The following is a 21,375-nucleotide window of genomic DNA, read 5'->3' as shown; positions in this document are numbered from 1 at the left end:
GCGTTCAACCAGACCACTTTTCTGTTTTACTATCTAAACGGGGAGCATCATGACAATAAGAGGATGTGAATGGACCGCCAGGACGTGTTACAGCAGCTTGTAAAACACTATGCGCAGCAACCTGAGCGTTTAAGCAAACAAGTACGACTGGAGCAGGCATTGAGGCAGGCGGTTACTAAGGCGTGGCCGAACCAAACTCGATTGCCGTCGCACCGTCAGTTGGCATTAACGTTGGGCGTTGCCCGACATACGCTAGCGGTGGCGGTTTCGACACTTGTTGAAGAGGGACTGCTAACGACATTTCATGGCAAGGGCACCTGGAGTTGTAAGAAAGAGGCTTCTGTCGCTCCCACGTCACAGAGTGTTCAGCTTTCAAAACGTGCTCAGCAAGTATTGCGTTGGCCTGGCGCCAGCACCGTGCAAAGCGGTGCCTTTGTGCCTGGCATACCGGATATCGCCCAGTTTCCAATGCGCAAGTGGCGTCAGCTGTATGCCAGCGTCACCGTGCCACAAAATGCCTTATTGCTCTCTTACTCTACCGGTGGCTATGGGCCGCTTAAGCGCGCAATCCGGGAGTTTCTGGCGCGCTGGCGTAATATTCATTGTGATATCGAACAGATCATCATCACCGATGGTACCCATAACGGTATTGAGCTATGCGCCATGGCATTGGCCGATGTAGGCGATACCGTGGCGATGGAGTCGCCCTGTTATTGGGGGGCGCGCAACGTATTCACAGCCACAGGGCTTTCGATTGAGATGCTGCCTTGGTTTTCCGATAGTGGGCATGTGTTTCCGCAGACGACCGGTAATATTGCGCTCGCGTATTTGACCGGCTCTCATCACTATCCTCTTAGCGTGCCCACACGCGCTGCTCATAAGCAGCAGTTTTGCGATGCGTTATCGCCCACCTACATCGTTGAAGACGATTACGAATTCACTCGCGACGATCACACTAACCTGCTGTTTGATCCCAACTCGGAACGCCATTTACTGGTAGGCTCGTTCTCTAAGATGATGTTTCCCGGCCTGCGGCTTGGCTATTTGGTGGTGCCACGCCATTTGGCAGGGCCAATGAACCGCTTACGCAGCGAGTTATTTCGCGAAGGCCGTATGCTTGATCAAGCGGTATTGGCGCAATTTATTTTTGATGGTGACTTAGACGTCTGGTGTCGCCGCATCCAGCGCGACTATTTAGGCCGCCAGCAGGTGCTGCACGACCAGCTCAGCTCACTACCCAAAGTACGCAATGTGTCCCCCCCGACTAGCGCGATTAGCTTGTGCGTTGAGTTTGAAGCAGGGGTTAATGATGTAGCACTTGCCCAAGCACTGCTCAAAGAACACTTGATTGTTCGCCCGCTAAGCCCCGTGTGCGCTGACAAGGACCCACGGACAGGATTGGTAATGGGCGTGGGCATGCTATCGGGAGAGACATTAGTGCGTGAAGCCCAACGGCTGCGCCGCTGTTTAGAGTTACTACTTCGCTAGGCGAGGTAGGCTTAGAACGTGTTGAGCATCACACTGTATGCCTAGTTAAAAAAACTTATTCACAAGGATTTTGCCATGCGCCACCCTGTTGATAATTCGGTGCTCCTCTCAACGCTTCGCCTATTGATAGCGCTGTGCGCCGTACTGGCTGTTTCAGGCTGCGCAATCTTTGCTCCTAGCCCGCCTGAAGATCAGAGCAATATCTGTGAAATCTTTCGTGAGCAGCCGAGCTGGTATGACTATGCCCGGGAATCAGAAGAGAAATGGGGCACACCGATTGCCACGCAGATGTCATTTATTCAGCAGGAATCTTCATTTCGCAGCCATGTGCGCCCGGACCGCAAGTATTACCTAGGCTTTATTCCCGGCCCACGCCCCTCCTCCGCCAAAGGCTATGCCCAAGCCCAAGACCCCGTTTGGGAGGAGTATGAGGATCAAGCGGGCAGCCTGTTTGCCCGCCGAACCCATATGAAGCACGCAACGGATTTCATTGGCTGGTATAACCGCCGCTCACAGCAGCAGGCAGGTATCTCGCTGAGTAACCCTGAACACCTTTACTACGCTTACCATGAAGGCGCAGGTGGCTATCAGCGAGGCTCCTATCGCAGTAAACCCCACGTGCTGCGAGCAGGCAGCCAAGTGGCAGCCCGCGCTAACCGTTATCAAGCGCAGCTCAACGCTTGCGAAGCAGAGTTTCAGTGCCGCAAGTTTTATCAGGTCTGGCCGTTTTGTCGTAGTTAAGAGCCCCGCTCATGTGTCTAATGAGCGGTTTGGCAGGGGTGTTAGTGAGTGATGTGTTTTGAATATCACTGCTGTCTGGCGTATTTGGCATGGTCAAACAATAAACGGTAGCCATGCCAGTAATATCAGAACGCCTTACCGGGCGTAGCGCAGCTAATTATCTTGCAGGGGGCATCACTAATATTTCGGAAACGATGCGGAACGCTTGTCTTGAAATAATAAGACTCCCCCGGCCCTAAGCGCCTGGCGGTGCTGCCAACAATGATTTCAATCTCGCCTTCTACGACAAAGCCAGCCTCTTCACCGTAGTGAGTAATCATGGCTTGCCCAGTGTCAGCACCCGGCAGATATCGCTCCACCATAAACGCCAGCGCGCGGTTAGGCCGATTTGCCCCGACAAGCTTGAAGGAAATATCACCGGATGCGATATCAACCAAGTCATCCGCCGAATAGAAAATCTGCTCCTGACTATCAAGGTCCATCGTAAAAAAATCACCGACGCTCATAGAGAATGCGTTTAGGATTTTCTTCAGGGAACTGACTGATGGGCTAACTTTTCCTTGCTCTATTAGCGAAAGACTTGAGTGGGTGACCCCACACAACTTTGCCAGTTCACGCTGCGAAATCCCTCGCTGCTTGCGCAAGGAGCGCAAGCTCGCACCCACGTCATCCGACATGCTTTTTTCACTCCCTATCAATAAGTAAATTAAATTACGTTGGCGGTCTATTGATGGGCACATAATAGCGCAAAAAAAACCCCACGGCTGTGGGGCAAACTCTCAATTAACGTGGCGTTTTGAAAAATAATCGTTTTAATCAGCTTCAGCCATTCTGTTCCGTTCAGGCGCTACGAACTCCCGCTAATCCCGAGTCGGCACTTACCGTTTTCGGCCCATCTTCATAGGCGATACGGAAGCCGGTAAAGCCATAAATAATCGCGAACATCGGACTCAGCAGCGCCAGAAAGGCGTAGGGCGCATAGCTAAAGGCACTGACCCCAAGCGTGGCAAACATAAAGGCACCGCAGGTATTCCAGGGCACCAGTGGCGATGTCATGGTGCCTGCATCTTCCACTGTGCGAGACAGGTTTTTCAGTTTGAGCGAGCGACGCTTGTACTCGCTGGCATACATACGGGCAGGCAGAATAATACTGAGATACTGATCGCAACCTACGACGTTAGCGGCCATCGATGTTGCTACCGTGGTAGCAATCAGGCTGCCAGTGGTCTTGGCCAGTTTGAGCAGACTTTCCACGATGGTGCGAAAGAACCCTGCTGACTCAAGAATCCCGCCAAAGCTCATCGCGATAATGATCAGCGAAACCGTCCACATCATGGCGCTAACGCCGCCGTTGGTTAGCAGGTCGTCCACCGTAACGTTTCCAGTGTCTACCGCGTAGCCTTCCACAAAAATAGTAAAGCTATCGCCTAACGGGACGCCCTGAACCACAATTGCACAGACAATTCCCATCAGCGAACCGATAGAAAGTGCCGGAATGGCAGGTACTTTCTTAATCATCATTACGATGACGGCCGCTGGCACCAGTAGCAGCCAGGGGCTAATGATAAACAGCTCATTGAGGCTCTGCTGTAACTCGGCTACCTGTGCCGCGCCATCACCGGAAGGCGTCATGTTCAGGCCGATAATGGTGTAAAGCACCAGAGCAACCGCTAGCGCAGGAACCGTGGTGTAGAGCATATAGCGAATGTGTTCAAACAGATCAACACCGACCACACCTGGCGCCATATTGGTGGTTTCGGAAAGCGGAGAAATTTTGTCGCCAAAATACACGCCGGAGATCACGGCTCCCGCGACCATTGCGGGGTTAAGGCCTAGTCCTTCACCGACGCCCATTAAAGCGATACCAATAGTGCCGGCCGCTGTCCAGGCATTGCCGCCAGCCAACGATACCAAACAGCAGATTAAGCACGCCGCGACCAAAAAGTAATCCGGTGCCAGAATACTCAGGCCGTAATAGATCATCGTGGGCACAATCCCACCGGCAATCCAGTAGCCAATAATGGTGCCGATAATGATCAGAATGACAATTGCCTGAGTCGTCAGGCCAATAGAGCGCATGATGCCCGCTTCAAGCTGTTTCCAGCGGCTACCTGTCGCAATGGCCACCGCCGTCGCCACAATCGCACTTAAAAACAGCGGCAAGTGCGGATCCGTTTCGAAGTAGCCAATAAATACACCCAAAGATGCTGCCATAAACACAATGGGGATCATGGTCGCTTTTAAACTTGGCCTTGGTATTTCCTGATCTTCCTTAACAGTGGTGTCGGTCGACATAATGTCCTCACTCAGCATTTGCTTGTTGTTGGTGTTGATAGTGATGTAACCGCGTTAGAAACCTTTGTGCTGGTCATCGCTGAGACCATTGCAGAGACCATCGCAGAGATTGTTATTACCTTTCTGATACGGCGCTCAGGCACAGGGAAGCCATGGCCAGAGCCACCGCTTATACGGCGACGTCTGGCGCTGTGGATGACTCAAATCAATACGTGGTAAAGATGCTTTAAGGGCTAAGCGACATCCATACCGTCTTCACCTCACAGTATTTCTCCTGCGCGTGAAGCGATTTATCGCGTCCATTGCCCGACTGCTTAACACCGCCGAAGGGAACGGTCTGATCGATACCGGCCCAGTTATTCACATATACCTGACCGGATTGCAGCCGCCGAGAGACCCGCATGATGCGGTCAATATCTTGACTCCAAACGCCGGCAGCCAGGCCGTAGTCGCTGTCATTGGCCAGAGCAATGGCTTGCTCTTCGTTGTCGAACCCAAACACACTCAGCACAGGGCCAAATATTTCTTCGCGGCCAATGCACATGTCGGGAGTTACATCATCGAAGACCGTAGGCGGCAGGAAATACCCATTGGAATCGCTAGGTTCGCCACCCAGCTTCAGGGTGGCACCTTCATTTTCGCCTTGGCGAATATACTCCAGTACTCGTTGGTACTGCGCTTCATCAACCATGGCACCCATGAAGCTACCCGGATCGAGCGGGTCTCCCGGCTGCATATGCTCAGCAGCTTTCACTACGCGAGCCACAAAATCTTTGCGAATGCTGTTTTCCACCAGCAGGCGCGAACCGGCAATACAGACTTCGCCTTGGTTGTGGAAAATAGCTTCCGCAGCGCTTTGGGCGACGGCATCTAGGTGCTGGCAGTCAGCAAAAACGATATTGGGGCTTTTGCCACCGCACTCCAGAAACACGCGTTTCAAGTTGGATTGTCCGGCGTACTGCATCAGCTGTTTACCCACGCCAGTGGAGCCGGTGAACGCCAGACCATCAACCTGCATGGAAAGTGCCAGAGCCTTGCCCACCGTATGGCCGTACCCTGGCAGCACCTGAAAGACGCCATCGGGAATACCCGCTTCCTTGGCAAGGTGGGCCAAGCGCAGCGCTGACAAAGGTGATTTTTCCGACGGCTTGAGAATGACGCTGTTGCCCGCCGCCAGTGCCGGAGCAATCTTCCACGACGTCATCATTAGTGGGAAATTCCACGGCACAATGGCAGCGATAACGCCCATTGGCTCGCGCAGCACCAGCCCTAGCGCACGATCGCCAGTAGGAGCCACTTCACCGTAAAGCTTGTCGATACACTCCGCTTGATAGCGCAGACAGGCGACGGTGCCTGCCAAATCCCCTAGCGAACTGGAAATCGGCTTGCCCATGTCCAACGTATCTAACAGCGCCAGTTCATCGCGGTGTGTCTCTACCAACTCGGCTAAACGCAGTAGCACCCGTTTGCGCTTACTTGGGTGGCAACGTGACCAGACACCACTTTCAAAGGTTGCACGGGCTGCTTGCGTCGCAAGCTCAGCATCTTGCGCATCGCAGCTGGCTACCTCAGCAAGAACATGTCCGGTGGCAGGATTGATACTGCTCAGCGTGCTGCCATCAGCGGCAGCGACAAACTCACCATTAATGAAAGCGCGCGTTTCAAAGCTCAGTGATGCGGCTTTTGATTGCCAGTCGGCGAGGGTTTTCGGTGTATCTGCCGCCATTATGCACTCTCCATAGAGTGTGTTATCGCCAGCTTTTCAGCGGTTTTATCCAACGCCAAACGCGCCTTACTGACCAATTCATCGATTTCATCGCGGGTGATAATTAGCGGCGGAGACATCACCATCGTATCGCCCACTGAGCGCATCACCAGGCCATGCTCAAAGCACAAATCACGACACAAGTTGCCCGCGGAAAGAGACTTATCGAAGCGTTCACCGGTGCTCTTGTCGGCGACCAGTTCTAGTGCCCCAATCAAGCCCAACGAACGGGCTTCACCCACCAGCGGATGCTCAGCCAGTTCCTGCCAACGCTTAGCCAGATAGGGCCCCAATTCATCGCGGACTTTCTCGACTACCCGTTCACTTTCCAGCAATTCGAGGTTTTTAAGCGCAACAGCTGCACAGACCGGGTGACCAGAGTAAGTAAAACCGTGGAAGAACTCACCGCCGTCTTCGATCAGCGTATCGGCCACTCGATCTCCCACCAGCACCGCGCCAATGGGCAGATAGCCCGACGACAATCCCTTAGCAATCGGCATCAGGTCAGGCTTTAACCCATAGTGAGTACTGCCAAACCACTCGCCTAAACGCCCGAACCCGCAAATCACTTCATCGGCAATCAACAGAATGTCGTACTTGGCCAACACCTCTTTCACCGCAGGCCAATAGCTGTCCGGCGGAATGATCGCACCGCCTGCGCCCTGCACCGGCTCAGCAATAAACGCCGCCACCTTGTCTTCACCCAACGCCAGAATTTGCTCTTCCAACGCTTTGGCACACTGCTTGCCAAAGGCTTCCTGGCTCATATCGCGCCCTTCACCAAACCAGTAAGGCTGGCAAATATGGCTAATCCCCGGCACACACGGGCCGCCTTGATCATGCATCGGCGCCATGCCGCCAAGGCTCATGCCCGCGACAGTTGAGCCGTGATAACCATTTTCACGCGAGATGACCCATTGCTTCTCCGGCTTGCCTTTGATCGCCCAATAGCGCCGCACCATGCGCAGCACGGTATCATTGGCTTCAGACCCGGAACCCGTGAAAAACACATGATTGATATGCTCGGGTGCCAGCTCACTCAGTTTGGCGGCTAGCTTTACCGCCGGAGGATGGGTGGTTTTAAAGAAGTTGTTGTAATACGGCAGTTGCTGCATCTGCTCGCTGGCGGCATCAACCAACTCCTGTCGCCCGTAACCGAGATTGACACACCAAAGTCCCGCCATACCATCAAGAATACGATTGCCTTGGCTGTCGTAAATGTATACCCCATCGGCGTGGGTGATGATGCGGCTACCCTCTTCGCCAAGTGATTTAAAGTCAGTGAATGGATGAAGGTGGTGTTGGCGATCCAACGCCTGATAGTCCTGGGTCTGCATAGGTCGGCTCCTGTTCAAGTCGTTGCAACAAGCATTCAGCTATTAACTGGCTGGGCGGCGCGTTGGGTACGATGCTGACGGCAGGCCGCCGCAAACCCCTGAAATAGTGCGTCATAGAAAGGATGTTCTTTAGGACGCCACTCGGGGTGCCACTGCACAGCCAGGGCGAAAGCAGCAGCGTCGCGCACAGAAATTGCTTCAACTAATCCATCAGGTGCCCAGGCTTCTGCATCCAGACCTGGTGCAAGCTGATCAATCCCCTGCTGGTGCAGTGAATTCACCTCAGCATGCTCGCTGCTATAGAGCGCCGCCAGGGCGCCATCCGGGCGGATCTTTACCGTATGAGAGGGCGCATAATGGCCCGCCATGTCGTCAGCGGGCGGCTCACGATGATCGAGCATGCCTGGTAGCGTTTGAACTGCCTGATGCAGGGTGCCTCCAAAGGCGACATTCATTTCCTGAAAGCCGCGACAAATACCAAATAAGGGCAACGCCTGACGTAACGCCTCGTGTACCCAGCACAGTGCCGCCTCATCGCGCCGTGCGTCAGCACGGGTATTCTCTGGGGCGCGTTCTGCACCATAGCGGTCAGGAGCGACGTTGGTATAACTGCCAGTTAGCAGCAAGCCATCCAGGCTGCCCAACAGAGCAATGGCCTGTTCAGCATGCTGCTCGGGCGTCAACGTATCGGCGGCTAACACAGGAAGAATCACCGGCGTGATGCCGTAGTGGTAAAGCGCCTGCAGGAATTTATCGGTCACTATCTGCGCGGGATGGCCTTCCACTTCTCGGCAGCAGGCGATAACACCCACCAGTGGGCGTGGGGAATGCGTTGCTTGCATAGTCAAACCACTTTGTCAGTTGTTATGTTTTATTCAACAGTCACTTCAACATAGCGTGGCTTGTTTTATTTTCCAATAGCAAAATAGCATTTTTATGAAAAAACATATTAAACTATTGATAAACAAATAATTAAAAAACACATCCGTTGCCGACAAAAAATAATGACACTATTTTTGTTATTAAATATTTGACACAGGAGGCTGCCGAAGCAAGGATACTGTTAGCAGAAACACAACTAAAACGGCATAAAAATAAGGTACAACGTATGTCCTCTGCCAATAACACAGACGCTCAAAACGTAGCCTCGGACTTTCTTGACAGCCACCCAGAGATCACCAGCATTGACCTGTTAATCAGTGATCTTAACGGTGTCATTCGTGGTAAACGCATCCCTAGCGATAACCTTGGCAAAGTGTTTGAAAAAGGCATCTATTTGCCTGCTTCGGTATTTGCGTTGGACATCAATGGCAACACCGTTGAAGAGACGGGACTGGGGCTTTCCAGCGGCGACGGCGACCGCGTATGTCGCGCCATTCCCGGCACGCTCAATCCGGTCACCTGGATGAATAACAACCAGTATGGCCAGCTATTGATGACCATGGAGGAGATGGACGGCGCGCCATTTTTTGCCGATCCTCGCCAGATTCTGCGGCGCATTCTTGAGCAGTTCTCCGAGCGTGGTTTAACCCCTGTCGTCGCCCTTGAGCTAGAGTTTTATCTGGTTGATCGTTTACGCGACGAAGAAAATTTGATTCAGCCACCGCAGTCTCCCTGCAGCGGCGAGCGGGCCACTCAAAGTCAGCTGTATTCGGTGCTTGAGCTAGACGAGTATGCTGAGTTTATCAATGACTTGCAGAGTGCCGCCCAGGCGCAAGGCTTGCCGCTGGATACGGTATTGAAAGAGTGTGCACCCGGCCAGTTTGAAGCCAACCTGATTCACACAGATGATGCGTTAAGCGCCTGCGACCACTCGGTACTACTCAAGCGATTGATCAAGGGCGTGGCATTAAAGCACGGCTTTGAAGCTACCTTTATGGCTAAGCCTTACGGCTTAGAAGCGGGTAGCGGCACCCATGTTCACGTCAGCTTGGTAGATAGCAACGGACACAATATCTTTGCCGAAAACGGCGACGATCCGCTGGAGAGCACCGCACTGCAACACGCCGTAGGAGGACTGCTGGAGCTGATGCCAGACTCCATGGCACTGCTGGCTCCCAACCTCAACTCGTTCCGCCGTTTTCAGGAAGGACTCTATGTGCCCATGGCACCTACCTGGGGATACGATAACCGCTCTGTGGCCATACGCGTCCCCGCTGGGCCAAAAGAAGCGCGGCGCATAGAACACCGTGTGGCGGGTGCCGATGTTAATCCCTACCTGTTACTGGCCACCGTACTGGCCTCTATCCAACATGGCCTAACTCAGCAGATTACACCTGCGGAGCCAATCGTCGGCAACGCCTATGATCAAATCGCACCTCAGCTAACTAACAGCTGGACCCAAGCGCTGCATCTGTTGAGCAACAACCACGTACTTGGCGAACAGCTTGGCGAAGACTTTATTGAAGTGTTCATTGCCAACCGCCAAGCAGAGCGCGCCGAAACCATGCGCGAAGTTAGCGCCATGGAGTATGACTGGTACCTGCGCCACGTATAAGCTGATAAACCACCAATAGAACCCACCAATAGAATAGAGAGAGGCGCTGCTCGGCGTCTCTCTTATTGCTTCTGCCTGTCTTATGCTGCTATCCCCGTCCTTCTATTAGCTTTTTATGCCGTGTTATCCGTGAGCATCCGTGGCAAATAAAAACGGGCTGACGAACGTATTCGCCAGCCAGCTTCCAAGCAATCATCAAACTAATCAGCGCTAAACAGCCAGCCGGTCACGCATGGCGTAGAACCACGCTCCCATCGCGGAAAGCGGAACACGTAACAACCGTCCGCCGGGCATTGGCAGGTGGGAAATCTGTGCAAAAGCTTCAAAACGCGTCTCTTCACCGCTAATCGTTTCTGCCACTAACTTGCCAGCCAGATGAGAGCACGTTACCCCGTGGCCAGAGTACCCCTGGGCGTAGTAAACGTTGCTATTAATGCGGCCAAACTGCGGCAGGCGGTTGAGTGTCAGCAAAAAGTTACCGCTCCAGGCGTAATCGACGCGGACATCGCCAAGCTCAGGAAAAGTAGCCAGCATTTTCGGTCGAATAGCTGCCTCAATACTGGCGGACTCCTGCCCGCCATAGTTCACTCCGCCGCCATATAGCAAACGGTTATCGGCGGTCAGGCGGTAGTAATCCAAGAGATAATTACAATCCTCTACCGCTTTATCGTTAGGTAGTAATCGTGCTGCTAACTCTGCAGACAGCGGCTCAGTGGTAATGATCTGGGTGCCGCACGGCATCGCCTTGCTTTCCAGCTTGGGTAGCAACCCTTGCAAATAGGCATTGCCAGCCATAACGACCCGTTGAGCGGTCACGCGCCCCTTGGGGGTATGCAGCGTCACCGGTTCACCGTGCTCCACGCGAGTCACGGGGGAGTGCTCAAAAATCTTACCACCTAACGACTCCAACGCTGCCGCCTGCCCCAACACTAAATTGAGAGGATGAAGATGCCCACCAGAGTGATCCACCAACGCACCCACATAACGATCGCTGCCTATTTCTCGTCTGACCTCTTCACCTTCCAACAGCTCAAGTTTCTGATGGCCGTAGCGCTCCCATAAAGCTTTTTGCTCCTTTAAGCCTTCCCACTGTTTCTTGTTACAAGCAGCAAACAAGTTGCCTTCTTTTAGGTCGCAGTCGATCTGATACTTTTCAATGCGCTGACGGATAATCTGGTTACCCTCAAATGCCATTGCACCCAGCGCCCGAGCGGTTTCAGCGCCGTTTTGTTTCTCAATAACATCCATATCACGGCTATAGCTATTAACGATCTGGCCACCGTTGCGCCCGGACGCCCCAAAGCCAATCGCCACGCTTTCCAGCACCACTACCCGATGACCACGCTCCGCCAAATGTAGTGCTGCAGAGATGCCCGTAAAGCCAGCCCCCACGACACAGACATCACATTCAACATCGCCCTCCAGCATGGGCCTTTGAGATGTGGAGTTTGACGATGCCGCGTAGTAAGACGCGACATGACCAGAAGACGCTTGAGGTTGCATTTGCCACCTTCCTTTTGTTGATTATTTTAACCAACTCGATCATATAGACCGACGTACAAATGCGCAAGCAACAGCATTCAATGGGCTTACAGAGGCGAACAGCGCCTTTTTCCATAAGATAAATGTTATTAAAAAAGCAACACTCGGGCATAAAACACACGTTCATCACGCTGAAAACAGTCACCACACGTTTTTATGCACCGCCCCCATTGAGGGCGAGGCCACGTGCTTCCTGTTTGCGCCTTATTACCGGGTACGATTGAGGCACAACTCGCTGCTATTGCTAGCGTTGATAACCATAGCAGCGTAACGCTAGAGCAGCTGCCTATACTCACCATAGCCCCCACCGGAGACCGCTATGGATTATCAACACTACCGCACCGCCCTTGCCGAGACGCTTGCCCAAAGTGAGCTGCCCTTTGCGCCTGCCGAATACCAAACGCGCCTAGACAAAGTGCGCCATGCAATGACACAACGCGGGCTAGATGCATTACTGCTCACCGACCCTGCCGACATTAACTACTTAACCGGCTATCACACCTTCGAGGTATCGGTACACGCCTGCTTAGTGTGCACACCTACACAGCTGGTACTGCAGGTGGCATCCATTGAAACAGGAGCGGCAGTGGTCACCGCCCGTGTCGACGAAATCATTGGTTACCGATGGGAAAACCTGGATGAGATCATCACGCCGCTCGCGGACTTACTCACTTCTTGCAAGCAAATTGGCATTGATGGCTGGAGCAGCGGTTTACGAGTGGGCGTGATGGATGCGCTGGCCCGCTCGGTGGGTAAAGAGCGCTTCTGTGAAGCAGGCGACCTGCTCGATACGATTCGCATTGTTAAAAGTAGCGCCGAAATTGAAATGCTCAGCGAAAGTGCACGAATCACTGCGGCAGGTTTAGAGGCTGCGATGGCCGCTATTCGCACTGGCATGACTGATAACGATATTGCGGCCATCGGTGCTAAAGCACTGCTAGAGAACGGCAGCGAGTTCATGAGCTTGCAGCCTATCGTGACCAGCGGGCACCGCATCGGGGTGATTCACGTTAATCATAAGCGCCGCGTCATACAGCCCAATGAACCGATATTTTTAGAATTCGGTGCCGCTTACCAGCGCTATACCGCGCCGATGATGCGCACTGCCGTGACTGGAAAACCTCGTGCTGAATTAACCGCCACCCGCGACTTGTGCCGCTCGCTGTTCGAGACCCTGTGCAGTCATATGAAACCAGGCCACACCTTTGATGATGCCGCGAAGGCAGCGGATGCATTGCTGGCACCTACCCGTGATCAACTGTTCTTCTCGGGGGTGTTTGGCTACGCGGTGGGTGCGCAGTTCCCTCCTAGTTGGGTTGAAGGCACCGGCTATATTGCCCAAGGCCTACATCGTCCCTTCGAAGAGAACATGGTCTTCCACTTACCGCTCTGCCTTCGCGTTCCTGGCCAGTGGGGCGTAGGGATCAGTGATACCGTGGTGGTCACTCAACACGGCGCCGAGCCACTCACTAACAACAACTGGCAGCTTTATCAGGCAATGGATAAGTAGCGAATAGAGAACCACACTTATAGCCCAAGATTGACAGTACGATTAACCAGCGCTATCGTCACTAAAGATGCAAATGAGAAACACTATCTTTTCATGATCTCATTTATCTGAGGTGACGATCAGTTGAGGTAACGATAAGTACTATGAATGAGCTCTATGAGTAAGTTCTATGGATAAGTACTAAGAGTAAGCACTATGGATAAGTACCATGACTAGTGAGCAGCGTCAGCTTCGCCAAACGTTGATTTTTTTACGCACCTCTTTCGAAGCAGTGCAACACTCGATTGCCGGTCGGCTAGACGACCCGCTGCCCTGCTGGCTAGACACCAGCATGCTCACCCTACTGTCACGGGAACTAACCCGCTGCAGCCAGCAAGCGAAGCCGCTCTTCGCCCCTCCCGTCACCGAGCAAATATTCATTGCCTCACAGCAGTGTGACTTACTCCTCAAGCAGTGCCCCGGCGTGCTGAGCAGCGCCGTTTGCCACCGCCAGTTAAGCACCATCATGCTGGCGCTGACCAACGCTATTGAACAAATCAATACGCCAGCCAAGCGCCGCTGGCCTTGGCAGAGAGCCTAAGCAACCCTTTACCTATACTCCGGTTTATTGCGTTGCCGGGGGTTTGTTTTTCCTTCAAAAACCTTATCCCATGACTGCGTCATAGCGGCTGGCAATTACTGAGTTAGCATTTACTAGTAAACTGGTCTATTCTGTTCGCCACGATTTAATTGACCGCTTCCAAAAGGAGTCCGTTCATGGCGTATGAAGCGCTTTTCACCCCTCTTCAGTTAGGTAGTTTGTCGATTCCAAACCGAGTCATCATGGCTCCCCTGACACGCTCGCGCACTCCAGACAGCGTGCCAGGCACCCTGCAGGAAGCCTATTACGGCCAGCGGGCAGGCGCAGGTCTGATTATTAGTGAAGCAACCAACATCTCCCCCACAGCCAAGGGTTATGTGTATACACCTGGCATTTGGACGGATGAACAAGAAGCGGGCTGGAAAGGCGTGGTGGGTGCGGTGCATGCCAAAGGTGGCCGTATCGCGCTGCAGCTGTGGCACGTTGGGCGCGTGTCCCATGAAATGGTGCAACCAGATGGACAACAGCCTGTTGCCCCTAGCGCGCTAAAAGGCGAAGGCGCTCAGTGCTTTGTTGAATTTGAAGACGGCACTGCTGGTCAGCACCCCACTAGCACGCCTCGGGCACTGGAAACCGATGAGATCCCCGGCATTGTTGATGACTACCGCCAAGCGGCTGTTCGTGCCAAACGCGCAGGCTTCGACATGGTGGAAGTCCACGCGGCTAACGCTTACCTGCTTAACCAGTTCCTGGCGACCGGTACCAATCAGCGCACCGACCAGTACGGCGGCTCGTTGGAAAACCGCGCGCGCTTCCCGCTAGAGGTGGTCGATGCGGTAGTTGAAGTGTTCGGTGCACAGCGCGTGGGCATTCGCTTGACGCCCTTTATCGAACTGTTCGGTCTGACTGATGATGAGCCAGAAGCCATGGCCTTCTATCTGGCAGAGCAGCTGTCCAAACGCGGCTTAGCCTATTTGCATTTAAACGAGCCTAACTGGATCGGTGGCGATATCACTTTCCCTGATGGCTTTCGTGAGCAAATGCGCGAGCGCTTTAATGGCAGCCTGATTTATTGCGGCAACTACGACGCAGAACGCGCGGAGTCACGCATTAATCAAAACACCGCCGATGCCGTAGCCTTTGGCCGCCCTTATATCGCTAACCCCGACCTGCCGGAACGCTTCCGAGTGAATGCCCCCCTTACCGAGCCGAACCATGAAACGTTCTACGGCGGTGATGAAAAGGGCTACACCGATTATCCGTTTATGGATAACGGCTACGATCGTATTGGCTAGATTTCTTGTTAAGCCGGAACCCTTATGAACGAAAAGCATCACTTAGGTGGTGCTTTTTTTATGTCTGAACGCGTCAAAACGCTGCTAGGCTATTGATTCTATCGTTTTCACATACTGGTGAGTCATGTTCGGTTCGCTGTTCGCCCTGCTGGTGTCACTCCTGCTTGTTGGCCTTACTGCCACCACGGGAGCACGTTTCCGCCCTGATGACTGGTATCGCAAACTGCGCAAACCCAGCTGGACACCACCTGATATCGCCTTCCCGATCGCCTGGGGCATCCTTTATTTATTGATGGCCATTGCGGCGTGGCGCATTTATATGGCCGATGACTCTCCGTTTCGCGCCGCCGGTCTGGTCGTATATGGCCTGCAATTACTGGCCAATGCGGCGTGGTCATGGCTGTTCTTTGGGCGAAAGCAGATCACCACAGCGCTGGCAGATATCGTGCTCCTGTTGGGATTAATTACACTAGCCATAGTGCTATTTGCTAATGTGAGCCTGTTAGCTGCTTGGTTGATGGTGCCTTACTGGCTTTGGGTGGCGCTTGCGTTAACACTGAATGCCGCTATTTTACGACTAAATAATAGGGCCTAAGCGCCGACAGATAGGACTCAATGAGATGGATATCACTTCACTTCCGTTCTTACTCGCTGTTGCTTCATTAGTGCTGGGGGTCGTGGCTGCGGCTATTTTCGTTTACGTGGTTCTTCCCAAACAACGCCGCGCCAAAGCAAAGGCCGCCACGCCGCCAGCACCCAAAGCAGAACCACAGACTTCCTCCCCTGAACCAGAAGAACCGGTGCCCACCAAGCGCACAGCGAAAGTAAAGCAGCACTCTCTATTTGTCATTTTTTCTCATCCCGATTCGACGACAGACGAACGCCTGGCCGAGTGGCTACGGGGAAAAGAAGCCAGCTATGATGCAGTCAAAAAGGTTTTCTTTATCAAAGGCAAACAACCCTCGAACCCAATCACGATCGCCAACGCCTTTCCACCTGGAGAAATGCCCGACCTACTTCAAGGCGAAACCCACGAACCCATTCGTGGGATTAGCTTGCTGGTTAAGCCGCCACTACATAAACGTCGCAATCAGCAGATGTACGTTTATGTAGAGCTCGCTAAAGAGTTAAACGATGCCTTTAGCGGCAACTTACTCGATGCCGAGCAGCAACCCGCCTCCGAGTCGACTTACGCACACATTATTGGTTGACCTGGCTAGCGATCAAACAACGCCTTGGCTACGCAGGTAGTCGTCGTAGCTGCCGCTAAAGTCGACAAGGCCCTCGGGCTGCATATCAATAATGCGCGTGGCCAGCGAGGAAACAAACTCGCGGTCGTGGCTGACAAATATCAGCGTGCCTGGGTAGTTCTCCAGCGCTAAGTTCAGCGCCTCAATCGATTCCATATCCAGGTGGTTGGTCGGCTCATCCATTAGCAGCACGTTCGGGTTGGTGAGCGTTAGCTTGCCAAACAGCATGCGCCCCTGCTCGCCACCGGAAATGACCTTCACCGATTTACCAATATCGTCGCTGGAAAACAGCATCCGGCCCAACGCGCCGCGCACCACCTGCTCACCGCCTTTGGTCCACTGGCTCATCCACTCGAAGAGCGTGGCATCAACAGGAAAGTCGTCGGTGTGATCTTGGCCGAACATGCCAACTTCCGCTGCATCGGTCCACTTCACTTCACCGGCATCGGGGTGCAAATCACCCGCCAGGGTTTTCAGCAGGGTGGTTTTACCAATGCCGTTGGGGCCGATAATAGCAATGCGCTCACCCGCTTCTACGGTCATCGAGAAACGCTCGAAGAGCGGCTTCTCATCGTCGTAGCCTTTGGTAATTGCATCTACATTTACGGCATTGCGGTGAATCTTTTTATTCTGCTCAAAGCGGATAAACGGACTAACCCGACTCGAAGGCTTGATATCTTCCAGCTTGATTTTGTCGATCTGGCGCGCCCGTGAAGTGGCCTGTTTGGCTTTGGAGGCGTTGGCCGAGAAGCGGCTAACAAACTGCTGAAGCTCGGCAATTTGGGCTTTTTTCTTGGCGTTATCCGAGTGCTGGCGCTCACGGGCAGCAGTGGCGGCTGTCATGTAGTCGTCGTAGTTACCGGGGAACAGGGTAATTTCCCCGTAATCCAGATCCGCCATGTGCGTGCACACGCTGTTCAGGAAGTGGCGGTCGTGGGAGATGATAATCATGGTACTGCTGCGCGCTTTGAGAATATCTTCCAGCCAGCGGATAGTATTGATATCCAGGTGGTTAGTCGGCTCATCGAGCAGCAGCACATCCGGGTCGGAAAACAGTGCCTGGGCCAGCAGCACACGCAGTTTCCAGCCGGGAGCAACTTCACTCATCGGGCCGGTGTGCTGTTCAATGGGAATACCTAGCCCCAACAGTAACTCCCCGGCGCGAGACTCAGCGGTATAGCCGTCAAGCTCAGCAAAGCGTACTTCCAAGTCGGCCACCGCCATGCCATCCGCTTCACTCATTTCTGCCAGGGAGTAGATCCGTTCGCGCTCGGCGGCCACTTTCCACAGTTCAGCGTTCCCCATGATGACGGTGTCAATGACTCGCTCGTTCTCATAGGCGAACTGATCCTGGCGTAGCTTACCCAGCCGCGTGCTGCTATCCAGCATGACCTGGCCGGACGAAGGCTCAAGCTCGCCACCTAAAATCTTCATAAAGGTGGATTTACCGCAACCATTGGCGCCAATCAAACCGTAGCGATTGCCGTTATTAAATTTGACGGAGACATTTTCAAACAGGGGCTTGGCCCCAAACTGCATGGTGATATTGGCGGTTGCGATCAAGATGTGAGCCCTGGTTAACAGTGTAATTGCGCATTCAAAAGCTCGCGATTCTACGCGCCTTTGGGCAGCGTTACACCTCCTCCCTAGTGCGCATTGTCTAGCGTAGCCGGAAGTTCGAGTAGAAAGCGTTCACCATCAAGTGCTTGGCGCAGCCGTGCGTGCAGTATCGCGACGATGTCAGGGTGCTCGCCAACCAGCGCGGTGGTCGTCACACTCAAACCTGGATGGCGCTGTTCCGCGGCGGCACAAATCTCGGCGATATCGCCACCTTCCCCCGCATGACGCCCAGGCGAGAGAAACAGCATCGCTAAGATGACCGGGCCTGTTTGGAACTCCGGCGTATCCAGCAAATGTTCTAAAAGCGGCTCGTTAAAGCGATACTCGTCACCTTCACGGCGCTCCATCGAGGCAGCCGCCACACAGGCCACGTCATCACCAAGCAGTACACTAAGCTGTCCCGCCAAGCGGTTGCGCACGGCGGTCACTTCAGGAATCGGGCTACCGTGATCGACCAGCGCTACATGCGGCGTCGTCCCCGCTTGATGCTTATCGCGCACGTTGTCGGCCAGCAGTTTGGCCAAGCGCAGGTCATTATTGCCCCGCTCATCCACCAGCGGCTGGGCCACACGAACGCTCACCTGGGGAAAACGCGCCTGCAGTGCGGCCATGCGCTCTGGCAAGTAGCCCGTCAGTGCTTTGCTTGGGCCAAAGAAGAACGGCAGCACAATGATCTCTGTCGCCCCATTCTCGGCACTGCGCTCAGCAGCCGGGCCCAGAGTCATCGCGGGGATGCCGTCGACCTCTTCGGGAGGAATTTTATTAGAGTGCAGCAAGGAAGCCGCCTGCACGGTTTCCCCTAACTGCTGGCTGAGCGCAGATGCCACGCGGCGCAGGTTGTGGGTTGCCTGGGGCCGTAATGAGCCGTTATCGACGAGAAAAATAGCGCGCATGTCGGTCTCCGGAGATGGTCAAGGAAGTCATCAATAAAGGCATGATAAGATAGGCACTTTACCCCATACGCCGTGCTCATGATGCTTGATAGCAATGTTTGATACTACCGCCCTGAACCAGCAAAGAAACTTCTTCGATGGCCATACCGATATCTGGCTTTTTGGTTATGGCTCGCTGATCTGGAAGGCCGACTTTGCCTACTTGGAACGACAGCCCGCCTACATTACCGGCTGGGCGCGACGTTTTTGGCAAGGCTCTCACGATCATCGTGGCACGCCGGACGCACCGGGGCGCGTCGCTACGCTGATTCGTGCCCAAGGAGAAGTATGTCACGGCATGGCGTACCGCATTACACCCGACGTGCTGGCACCGCTGGATGTACGTGAAAAGAACGGCTACCTGCGTGAAAAAGTGCCGCTCACTTTTCTAGCGCAGCGTGGCAATGTGCAGGCGGCAAAGGCAACAACGGAAGGACTAATTTACTTAGCTACTGAAGATAACCCAGCCTTTCTGGGCGAGGCATCGTTGGATGATATTGCACACCAAATTGCCCATTCCCATGGCCCGAGCGGCTCGAATAAAGCTTACTTACTGAACTTAGCCCAGGCGTTACGCGAATTAGGCACAGACGATGCGCACGTTTTCGCCATTGAGGAGCAGCTACACCGCTACCAATAACGTGGATAACGGCGGTGGCGCGCTAAATTATTCACCAAAATGGCCACTACCAGCATTACCACGCACCCGGCACCAATGGGGATCAGCGGATACCACCAACCTAACTTGTGGACACTCGCCCCACCGGCTACTGCAATCAGCGCAGCGGCAGCCCCCGGTGGATGTACGGTGTGTGTCAGTTGCATCACCAGTATGGAAAGCGACACCGCTAGTGCCATCGAGATAGGCGTCGCGCCCAGCAGTTGGTAGCACCCCACCCCCACCAGCGCCGACAAAACACTGCCAAACAGTACATGGCTTGGCTGGGCGAACGGGCTTTCAGGCGCTGCATAAATCAATACCGACGTTGCCCCAAAGGAGCCCACGATTAATAACTGCTGCGAGAGCCAAGCAGAGCTTAGCCAGCATATAACGGCCATGCCAGTAAAAGCGCCCAGCCACGACCAGCAGGCATCTTTCCAGCCGACGCGGGGCCGCGGCGTTGGTTCTCCTCGCATCTTGCCAAGATAGGCTTTCATTGCACTCTCTCTGCACAAAAAGAGTGCAGATGATGGCAAAATGCACCAGATAAGCAAATGACAATCCGTCATACGCTGATGAAGCACTTTCAAGAACGCGTTAAAAAACGTCCTTAAACCCACTTTCAAACACATTCTCAAACACACTTCCAGGATGACAAAGCAGCTAATGTCTAACGCCAGCAGTACCCCGTTAAACGTCCCCCCTTCTAGTTTATTGCTTGCCGTGGTGGCAGCTGTCGGTATGGCAACCATCGGCGTTATTTCGCGTATTACCGGGCTAAATGCCGAAAGCATTACGTTTTATCGTTTAGGCCTTGGGGCGACGTTTCTGCTGGCGTATTTAGTGCTGACAAAACGCCACGCCGCACTCAACGCACTGCCTGGACGGCAGGTAGTCATCAGCGGCGTACTTCTGGCGTCATTTATCCTCTTTTACGTTCAGGCCATGAACTACACCCAGATGGCCAACGCTATTTTGATGATCTACCTAGCACCAATTATCGCCGCCGTGGCAGCTCACTCCCTCTATGGTGAACGCCTTACCACTGAACAAATTGGATTGATTGGCTTGGCGCTGTTTGGGTTCGCGATGATGCAAGAGTTTCGTTTGAACCTTGATGATCACCAAGACATTATTGGGATGGGCTATGCCTTAGCCGCCATGTTTGCCTATAGCGGCTTTATGCTCACTAACCGTCGTTTGCCAAGTCATTTAGACAGTAGGGTCTGCGCGTTTTGGCAGTTGCTAGTAGGTGCGCTGGTCATATTACCGTTTGCTCTTTGGCAGCCCGAAGGGCTAACCGCCGCGGCTTGGCAATGGCCTTGGCTGTTAGTAGCCGGCTTCTTACCCGGTTTTTTAGCGTTACTGTGTGCCGTGATGGCGATTAACCGACTGCCCACCGCCCTGTATGGAACCCTGGCTTACTGCGAGCCGGTGGCAGTGGTGATCTTTGGCTGGAGCTTATTCGGTGAAACGCTTTTGCCACTGCAGCTTGCCGGATGCGCACTGGTATTAGCCAGCGGCATCATGCAAGCAGGGATGGGGGGACGCAGGCCTACATCATTAGCCACGACAGGATAAACAGCGCCAGCACAATACGCACGATGGCTCCTAGCAGGGAGCCTCGCAGCAGCGCTCGAAAGCCGCGCCATAACAGCCACAAGCCAATTACCAACACCAGAATGCTAAAGAACGACGCATTGATACCCAGGGAGCGGGTAAGGCCATCAATGAAGTCATCAAACGCGCCGAAAAAGTTAGTGAAGAAGCCCAATAAAAACTCCACCACCACGCGAATAGCATCGCCAATCGCTTCGCCTACACCATCAAAAAATCCGTTTGCCTGCATGCGTCTCGTCCAT

20 protein-coding genes are annotated in these 21,375 nt (G+C 53.7%); 10 read left to right on the top strand and 10 right to left on the bottom strand.

The features are described from left to right. Positions 1-69: 69 nt before the first annotated feature. Entirely contained in the window at positions 70-1,488 is a 1,419-nt protein-coding gene (locus K7H08_RS11250) for an aminotransferase-like domain-containing protein (protein WP_231657949.1), read from the top strand. Positions 1,489-1,563: 75 nt separating this feature from the next. After that, the gene (locus K7H08_RS11245; protein WP_198349415.1) at positions 1,564-2,229 is read left to right on the top strand and encodes a transglycosylase SLT domain-containing protein; all 666 of its coding nucleotides are present in this window, start codon (positions 1,564-1,566) and stop codon (positions 2,227-2,229) included. Between the two features lie 125 nt (positions 2,230-2,354). Here the strand turns inward: K7H08_RS11245 and K7H08_RS11240 are convergent, their stop codons facing one another. From K7H08_RS11240 to K7H08_RS11220, 5 genes are all read right to left on the bottom strand, one after another. Beyond that, on the bottom strand, positions 2,355-2,906 hold the full coding sequence (locus K7H08_RS11240) for a cupin domain-containing protein (protein WP_051626371.1): 552 nt from the start codon (positions 2,904-2,906) through the stop codon (positions 2,355-2,357). A 163-nt stretch (positions 2,907-3,069) separates the two neighbouring features. After that, positions 3,070-4,524, bottom strand: a complete 1,455-nt coding sequence (gene nhaC, locus K7H08_RS11235; protein ID WP_231657948.1) for a Na+/H+ antiporter NhaC — start codon at positions 4,522-4,524, stop codon at positions 3,070-3,072. A gap of 226 nt (positions 4,525-4,750) precedes the next feature. Then, positions 4,751-6,250 (bottom strand): aldehyde dehydrogenase, encoded by a 1,500-nt coding sequence (locus K7H08_RS11230; RefSeq protein WP_231657947.1) that lies wholly within the window; start codon positions 6,248-6,250, stop codon positions 4,751-4,753. Beyond that, positions 6,250-7,626, bottom strand: coding sequence for an aspartate aminotransferase family protein (locus tag K7H08_RS11225; protein ID WP_231657946.1), 1,377 nt, complete (start codon positions 7,624-7,626; stop codon positions 6,250-6,252). The genes K7H08_RS11230 and K7H08_RS11225 overlap by 1 nt, the downstream gene beginning before the upstream one ends. A gap of 35 nt (positions 7,627-7,661) precedes the next feature. Continuing rightward, entirely contained in the window at positions 7,662-8,468 is an 807-nt protein-coding gene (locus K7H08_RS11220) for a gamma-glutamyl-gamma-aminobutyrate hydrolase family protein (protein WP_038478694.1), read from the bottom strand. A gap of 266 nt (positions 8,469-8,734) precedes the next feature. On the opposite strand from K7H08_RS11220, the gene K7H08_RS11215 reads away from it, so the two are divergent. After that, positions 8,735-10,123 (top strand): glutamine synthetase family protein, encoded by a 1,389-nt coding sequence (locus K7H08_RS11215; RefSeq protein ID WP_198349409.1) that lies wholly within the window; start codon positions 8,735-8,737, stop codon positions 10,121-10,123. A gap of 210 nt (positions 10,124-10,333) precedes the next feature. Here the strand turns inward: K7H08_RS11215 and K7H08_RS11210 are convergent, their stop codons facing one another. Further along, the gene (locus K7H08_RS11210; protein ID WP_038478700.1) at positions 10,334-11,626 is read right to left on the bottom strand and encodes an NAD(P)/FAD-dependent oxidoreductase; all 1,293 of its coding nucleotides are present in this window, start codon (positions 11,624-11,626) and stop codon (positions 10,334-10,336) included. A gap of 358 nt (positions 11,627-11,984) precedes the next feature. On the opposite strand from K7H08_RS11210, the gene K7H08_RS11205 reads away from it, so the two are divergent. The 5 genes from K7H08_RS11205 to K7H08_RS11185 all read left to right on the top strand — a co-directional run bounded on the left by K7H08_RS11205 (position 11,985) and on the right by K7H08_RS11185 (position 16,261). Further along, a complete protein-coding gene (locus K7H08_RS11205; protein ID WP_231657945.1) occupies positions 11,985-13,175 on the top strand; it encodes a M24 family metallopeptidase in 1,191 nt (396 codons plus the stop codon). Positions 13,176-13,383: 208 nt separating this feature from the next. Further along, positions 13,384-13,755, top strand: a complete 372-nt coding sequence (locus K7H08_RS11200) for a hypothetical protein (RefSeq protein WP_198349406.1) — start codon at positions 13,384-13,386, stop codon at positions 13,753-13,755. Between the two features lie 176 nt (positions 13,756-13,931). After that, positions 13,932-15,050, top strand: coding sequence for an alkene reductase (locus K7H08_RS11195; RefSeq protein ID WP_231657944.1), 1,119 nt, complete (start codon positions 13,932-13,934; stop codon positions 15,048-15,050). 124 nt (positions 15,051-15,174) lie between these two features. Beyond that, positions 15,175-15,645, top strand: coding sequence for a TspO/MBR family protein (locus K7H08_RS11190; RefSeq protein ID WP_038478712.1), 471 nt, complete (start codon positions 15,175-15,177; stop codon positions 15,643-15,645). 25 nt (positions 15,646-15,670) lie between these two features. After that, entirely contained in the window at positions 15,671-16,261 is a 591-nt protein-coding gene (locus tag K7H08_RS11185; protein WP_095603659.1) for a cell division protein ZipA C-terminal FtsZ-binding domain-containing protein, read from the top strand. Positions 16,262-16,273: 12 nt separating this feature from the next. On the opposite strand, the gene K7H08_RS11180 is transcribed toward K7H08_RS11185, so the two are convergent. Continuing rightward, the gene (locus K7H08_RS11180; RefSeq protein WP_038478718.1) at positions 16,274-17,863 is read right to left on the bottom strand and encodes an ABC-F family ATPase; all 1,590 of its coding nucleotides are present in this window, start codon (positions 17,861-17,863) and stop codon (positions 16,274-16,276) included. Positions 17,864-17,946: 83 nt separating this feature from the next. Then, complete coding sequence (locus K7H08_RS11175) at positions 17,947-18,813, bottom strand: sirohydrochlorin chelatase (RefSeq protein ID WP_231657943.1); 867 nt, start codon at positions 18,811-18,813, stop codon at positions 17,947-17,949. Positions 18,814-18,907: 94 nt separating this feature from the next. On the opposite strand from K7H08_RS11175, the gene K7H08_RS11170 reads away from it, so the two are divergent. Then, positions 18,908-19,492, top strand: coding sequence for a gamma-glutamylcyclotransferase (locus K7H08_RS11170; protein ID WP_038478724.1), 585 nt, complete (start codon positions 18,908-18,910; stop codon positions 19,490-19,492). Here K7H08_RS11170 and K7H08_RS11165 read toward each other — a convergent pair. Next, entirely contained in the window at positions 19,483-20,010 is a 528-nt protein-coding gene (locus K7H08_RS11165) for an HPP family protein (RefSeq protein WP_009722933.1), read from the bottom strand. The genes K7H08_RS11170 and K7H08_RS11165 overlap by 10 nt on opposite strands. Before the next feature lie 169 nt (positions 20,011-20,179). Here K7H08_RS11165 and K7H08_RS11160 point away from each other — a divergent pair, with 169 nt between their 5' ends. Then, on the top strand, positions 20,180-21,094 hold the full coding sequence (locus K7H08_RS11160; RefSeq protein ID WP_231657942.1) for a DMT family transporter: 915 nt from the start codon (positions 20,180-20,182) through the stop codon (positions 21,092-21,094). Here K7H08_RS11160 and K7H08_RS11155 read toward each other — a convergent pair. Further along, positions 21,069-21,362, bottom strand: coding sequence for a hypothetical protein (locus K7H08_RS11155; RefSeq protein WP_038478731.1), 294 nt, complete (start codon positions 21,360-21,362; stop codon positions 21,069-21,071). The two genes, K7H08_RS11160 and K7H08_RS11155, sit on opposite strands and share 26 nt — an antisense overlap. Positions 21,363-21,375 lie beyond the last annotated feature (13 nt).

Origin of the sequence: Halomonas sp. IOP_6 (assembly GCF_021151565.1) — a bacterium.
GTDB lineage: Bacteria > Pseudomonadota > Gammaproteobacteria > Pseudomonadales > Halomonadaceae > Vreelandella > Vreelandella alkaliphila.
Note: the sequence above shows the minus strand (reverse complement) of the source record. Positions and strands in the feature narration are given on the sequence as shown.

Coding starts and splice junctions, on each gene's coding strand:
- K7H08_RS11250 (WP_231657949.1), top strand. CDS start 70: ATGGACCGCCAGGACGTGTTACAGCAGCTTGTAAAACACTATGCGCAG.
- K7H08_RS11245 (WP_198349415.1), top strand. CDS start 1,564: ATGCGCCACCCTGTTGATAATTCGGTGCTCCTCTCAACGCTTCGCCTA.
- K7H08_RS11240 (WP_051626371.1), bottom strand. CDS start 2,906: ATGTCGGATGACGTGGGTGCGAGCTTGCGCTCCTTGCGCAAGCAGCGA.
- nhaC (WP_231657948.1), bottom strand. CDS start 4,524: ATGTCGACCGACACCACTGTTAAGGAAGATCAGGAAATACCAAGGCCA.
- K7H08_RS11230 (WP_231657947.1), bottom strand. CDS start 6,250: ATGGCGGCAGATACACCGAAAACCCTCGCCGACTGGCAATCAAAAGCC.
- K7H08_RS11225 (WP_231657946.1), bottom strand. CDS start 7,626: ATGCAGACCCAGGACTATCAGGCGTTGGATCGCCAACACCACCTTCAT.
- K7H08_RS11220 (WP_038478694.1), bottom strand. CDS start 8,468: ATGCAAGCAACGCATTCCCCACGCCCACTGGTGGGTGTTATCGCCTGC.
- K7H08_RS11215 (WP_198349409.1), top strand. CDS start 8,735: ATGTCCTCTGCCAATAACACAGACGCTCAAAACGTAGCCTCGGACTTT.
- K7H08_RS11210 (WP_038478700.1), bottom strand. CDS start 11,626: ATGCAACCTCAAGCGTCTTCTGGTCATGTCGCGTCTTACTACGCGGCA.
- K7H08_RS11205 (WP_231657945.1), top strand. CDS start 11,985: ATGGATTATCAACACTACCGCACCGCCCTTGCCGAGACGCTTGCCCAA.
- K7H08_RS11200 (WP_198349406.1), top strand. CDS start 13,384: ATGACTAGTGAGCAGCGTCAGCTTCGCCAAACGTTGATTTTTTTACGC.
- K7H08_RS11195 (WP_231657944.1), top strand. CDS start 13,932: ATGGCGTATGAAGCGCTTTTCACCCCTCTTCAGTTAGGTAGTTTGTCG.
- K7H08_RS11190 (WP_038478712.1), top strand. CDS start 15,175: ATGTTCGGTTCGCTGTTCGCCCTGCTGGTGTCACTCCTGCTTGTTGGC.
- K7H08_RS11185 (WP_095603659.1), top strand. CDS start 15,671: ATGGATATCACTTCACTTCCGTTCTTACTCGCTGTTGCTTCATTAGTG.
- K7H08_RS11175 (WP_231657943.1), bottom strand. CDS start 18,813: ATGCGCGCTATTTTTCTCGTCGATAACGGCTCATTACGGCCCCAGGCA.
- K7H08_RS11170 (WP_038478724.1), top strand. CDS start 18,908: ATGTTTGATACTACCGCCCTGAACCAGCAAAGAAACTTCTTCGATGGC.
- K7H08_RS11165 (WP_009722933.1), bottom strand. CDS start 20,010: ATGAAAGCCTATCTTGGCAAGATGCGAGGAGAACCAACGCCGCGGCCC.
- K7H08_RS11160 (WP_231657942.1), top strand. CDS start 20,180: ATGTCTAACGCCAGCAGTACCCCGTTAAACGTCCCCCCTTCTAGTTTA.
- K7H08_RS11155 (WP_038478731.1), bottom strand. CDS start 21,362: ATGCAGGCAAACGGATTTTTTGATGGTGTAGGCGAAGCGATTGGCGAT.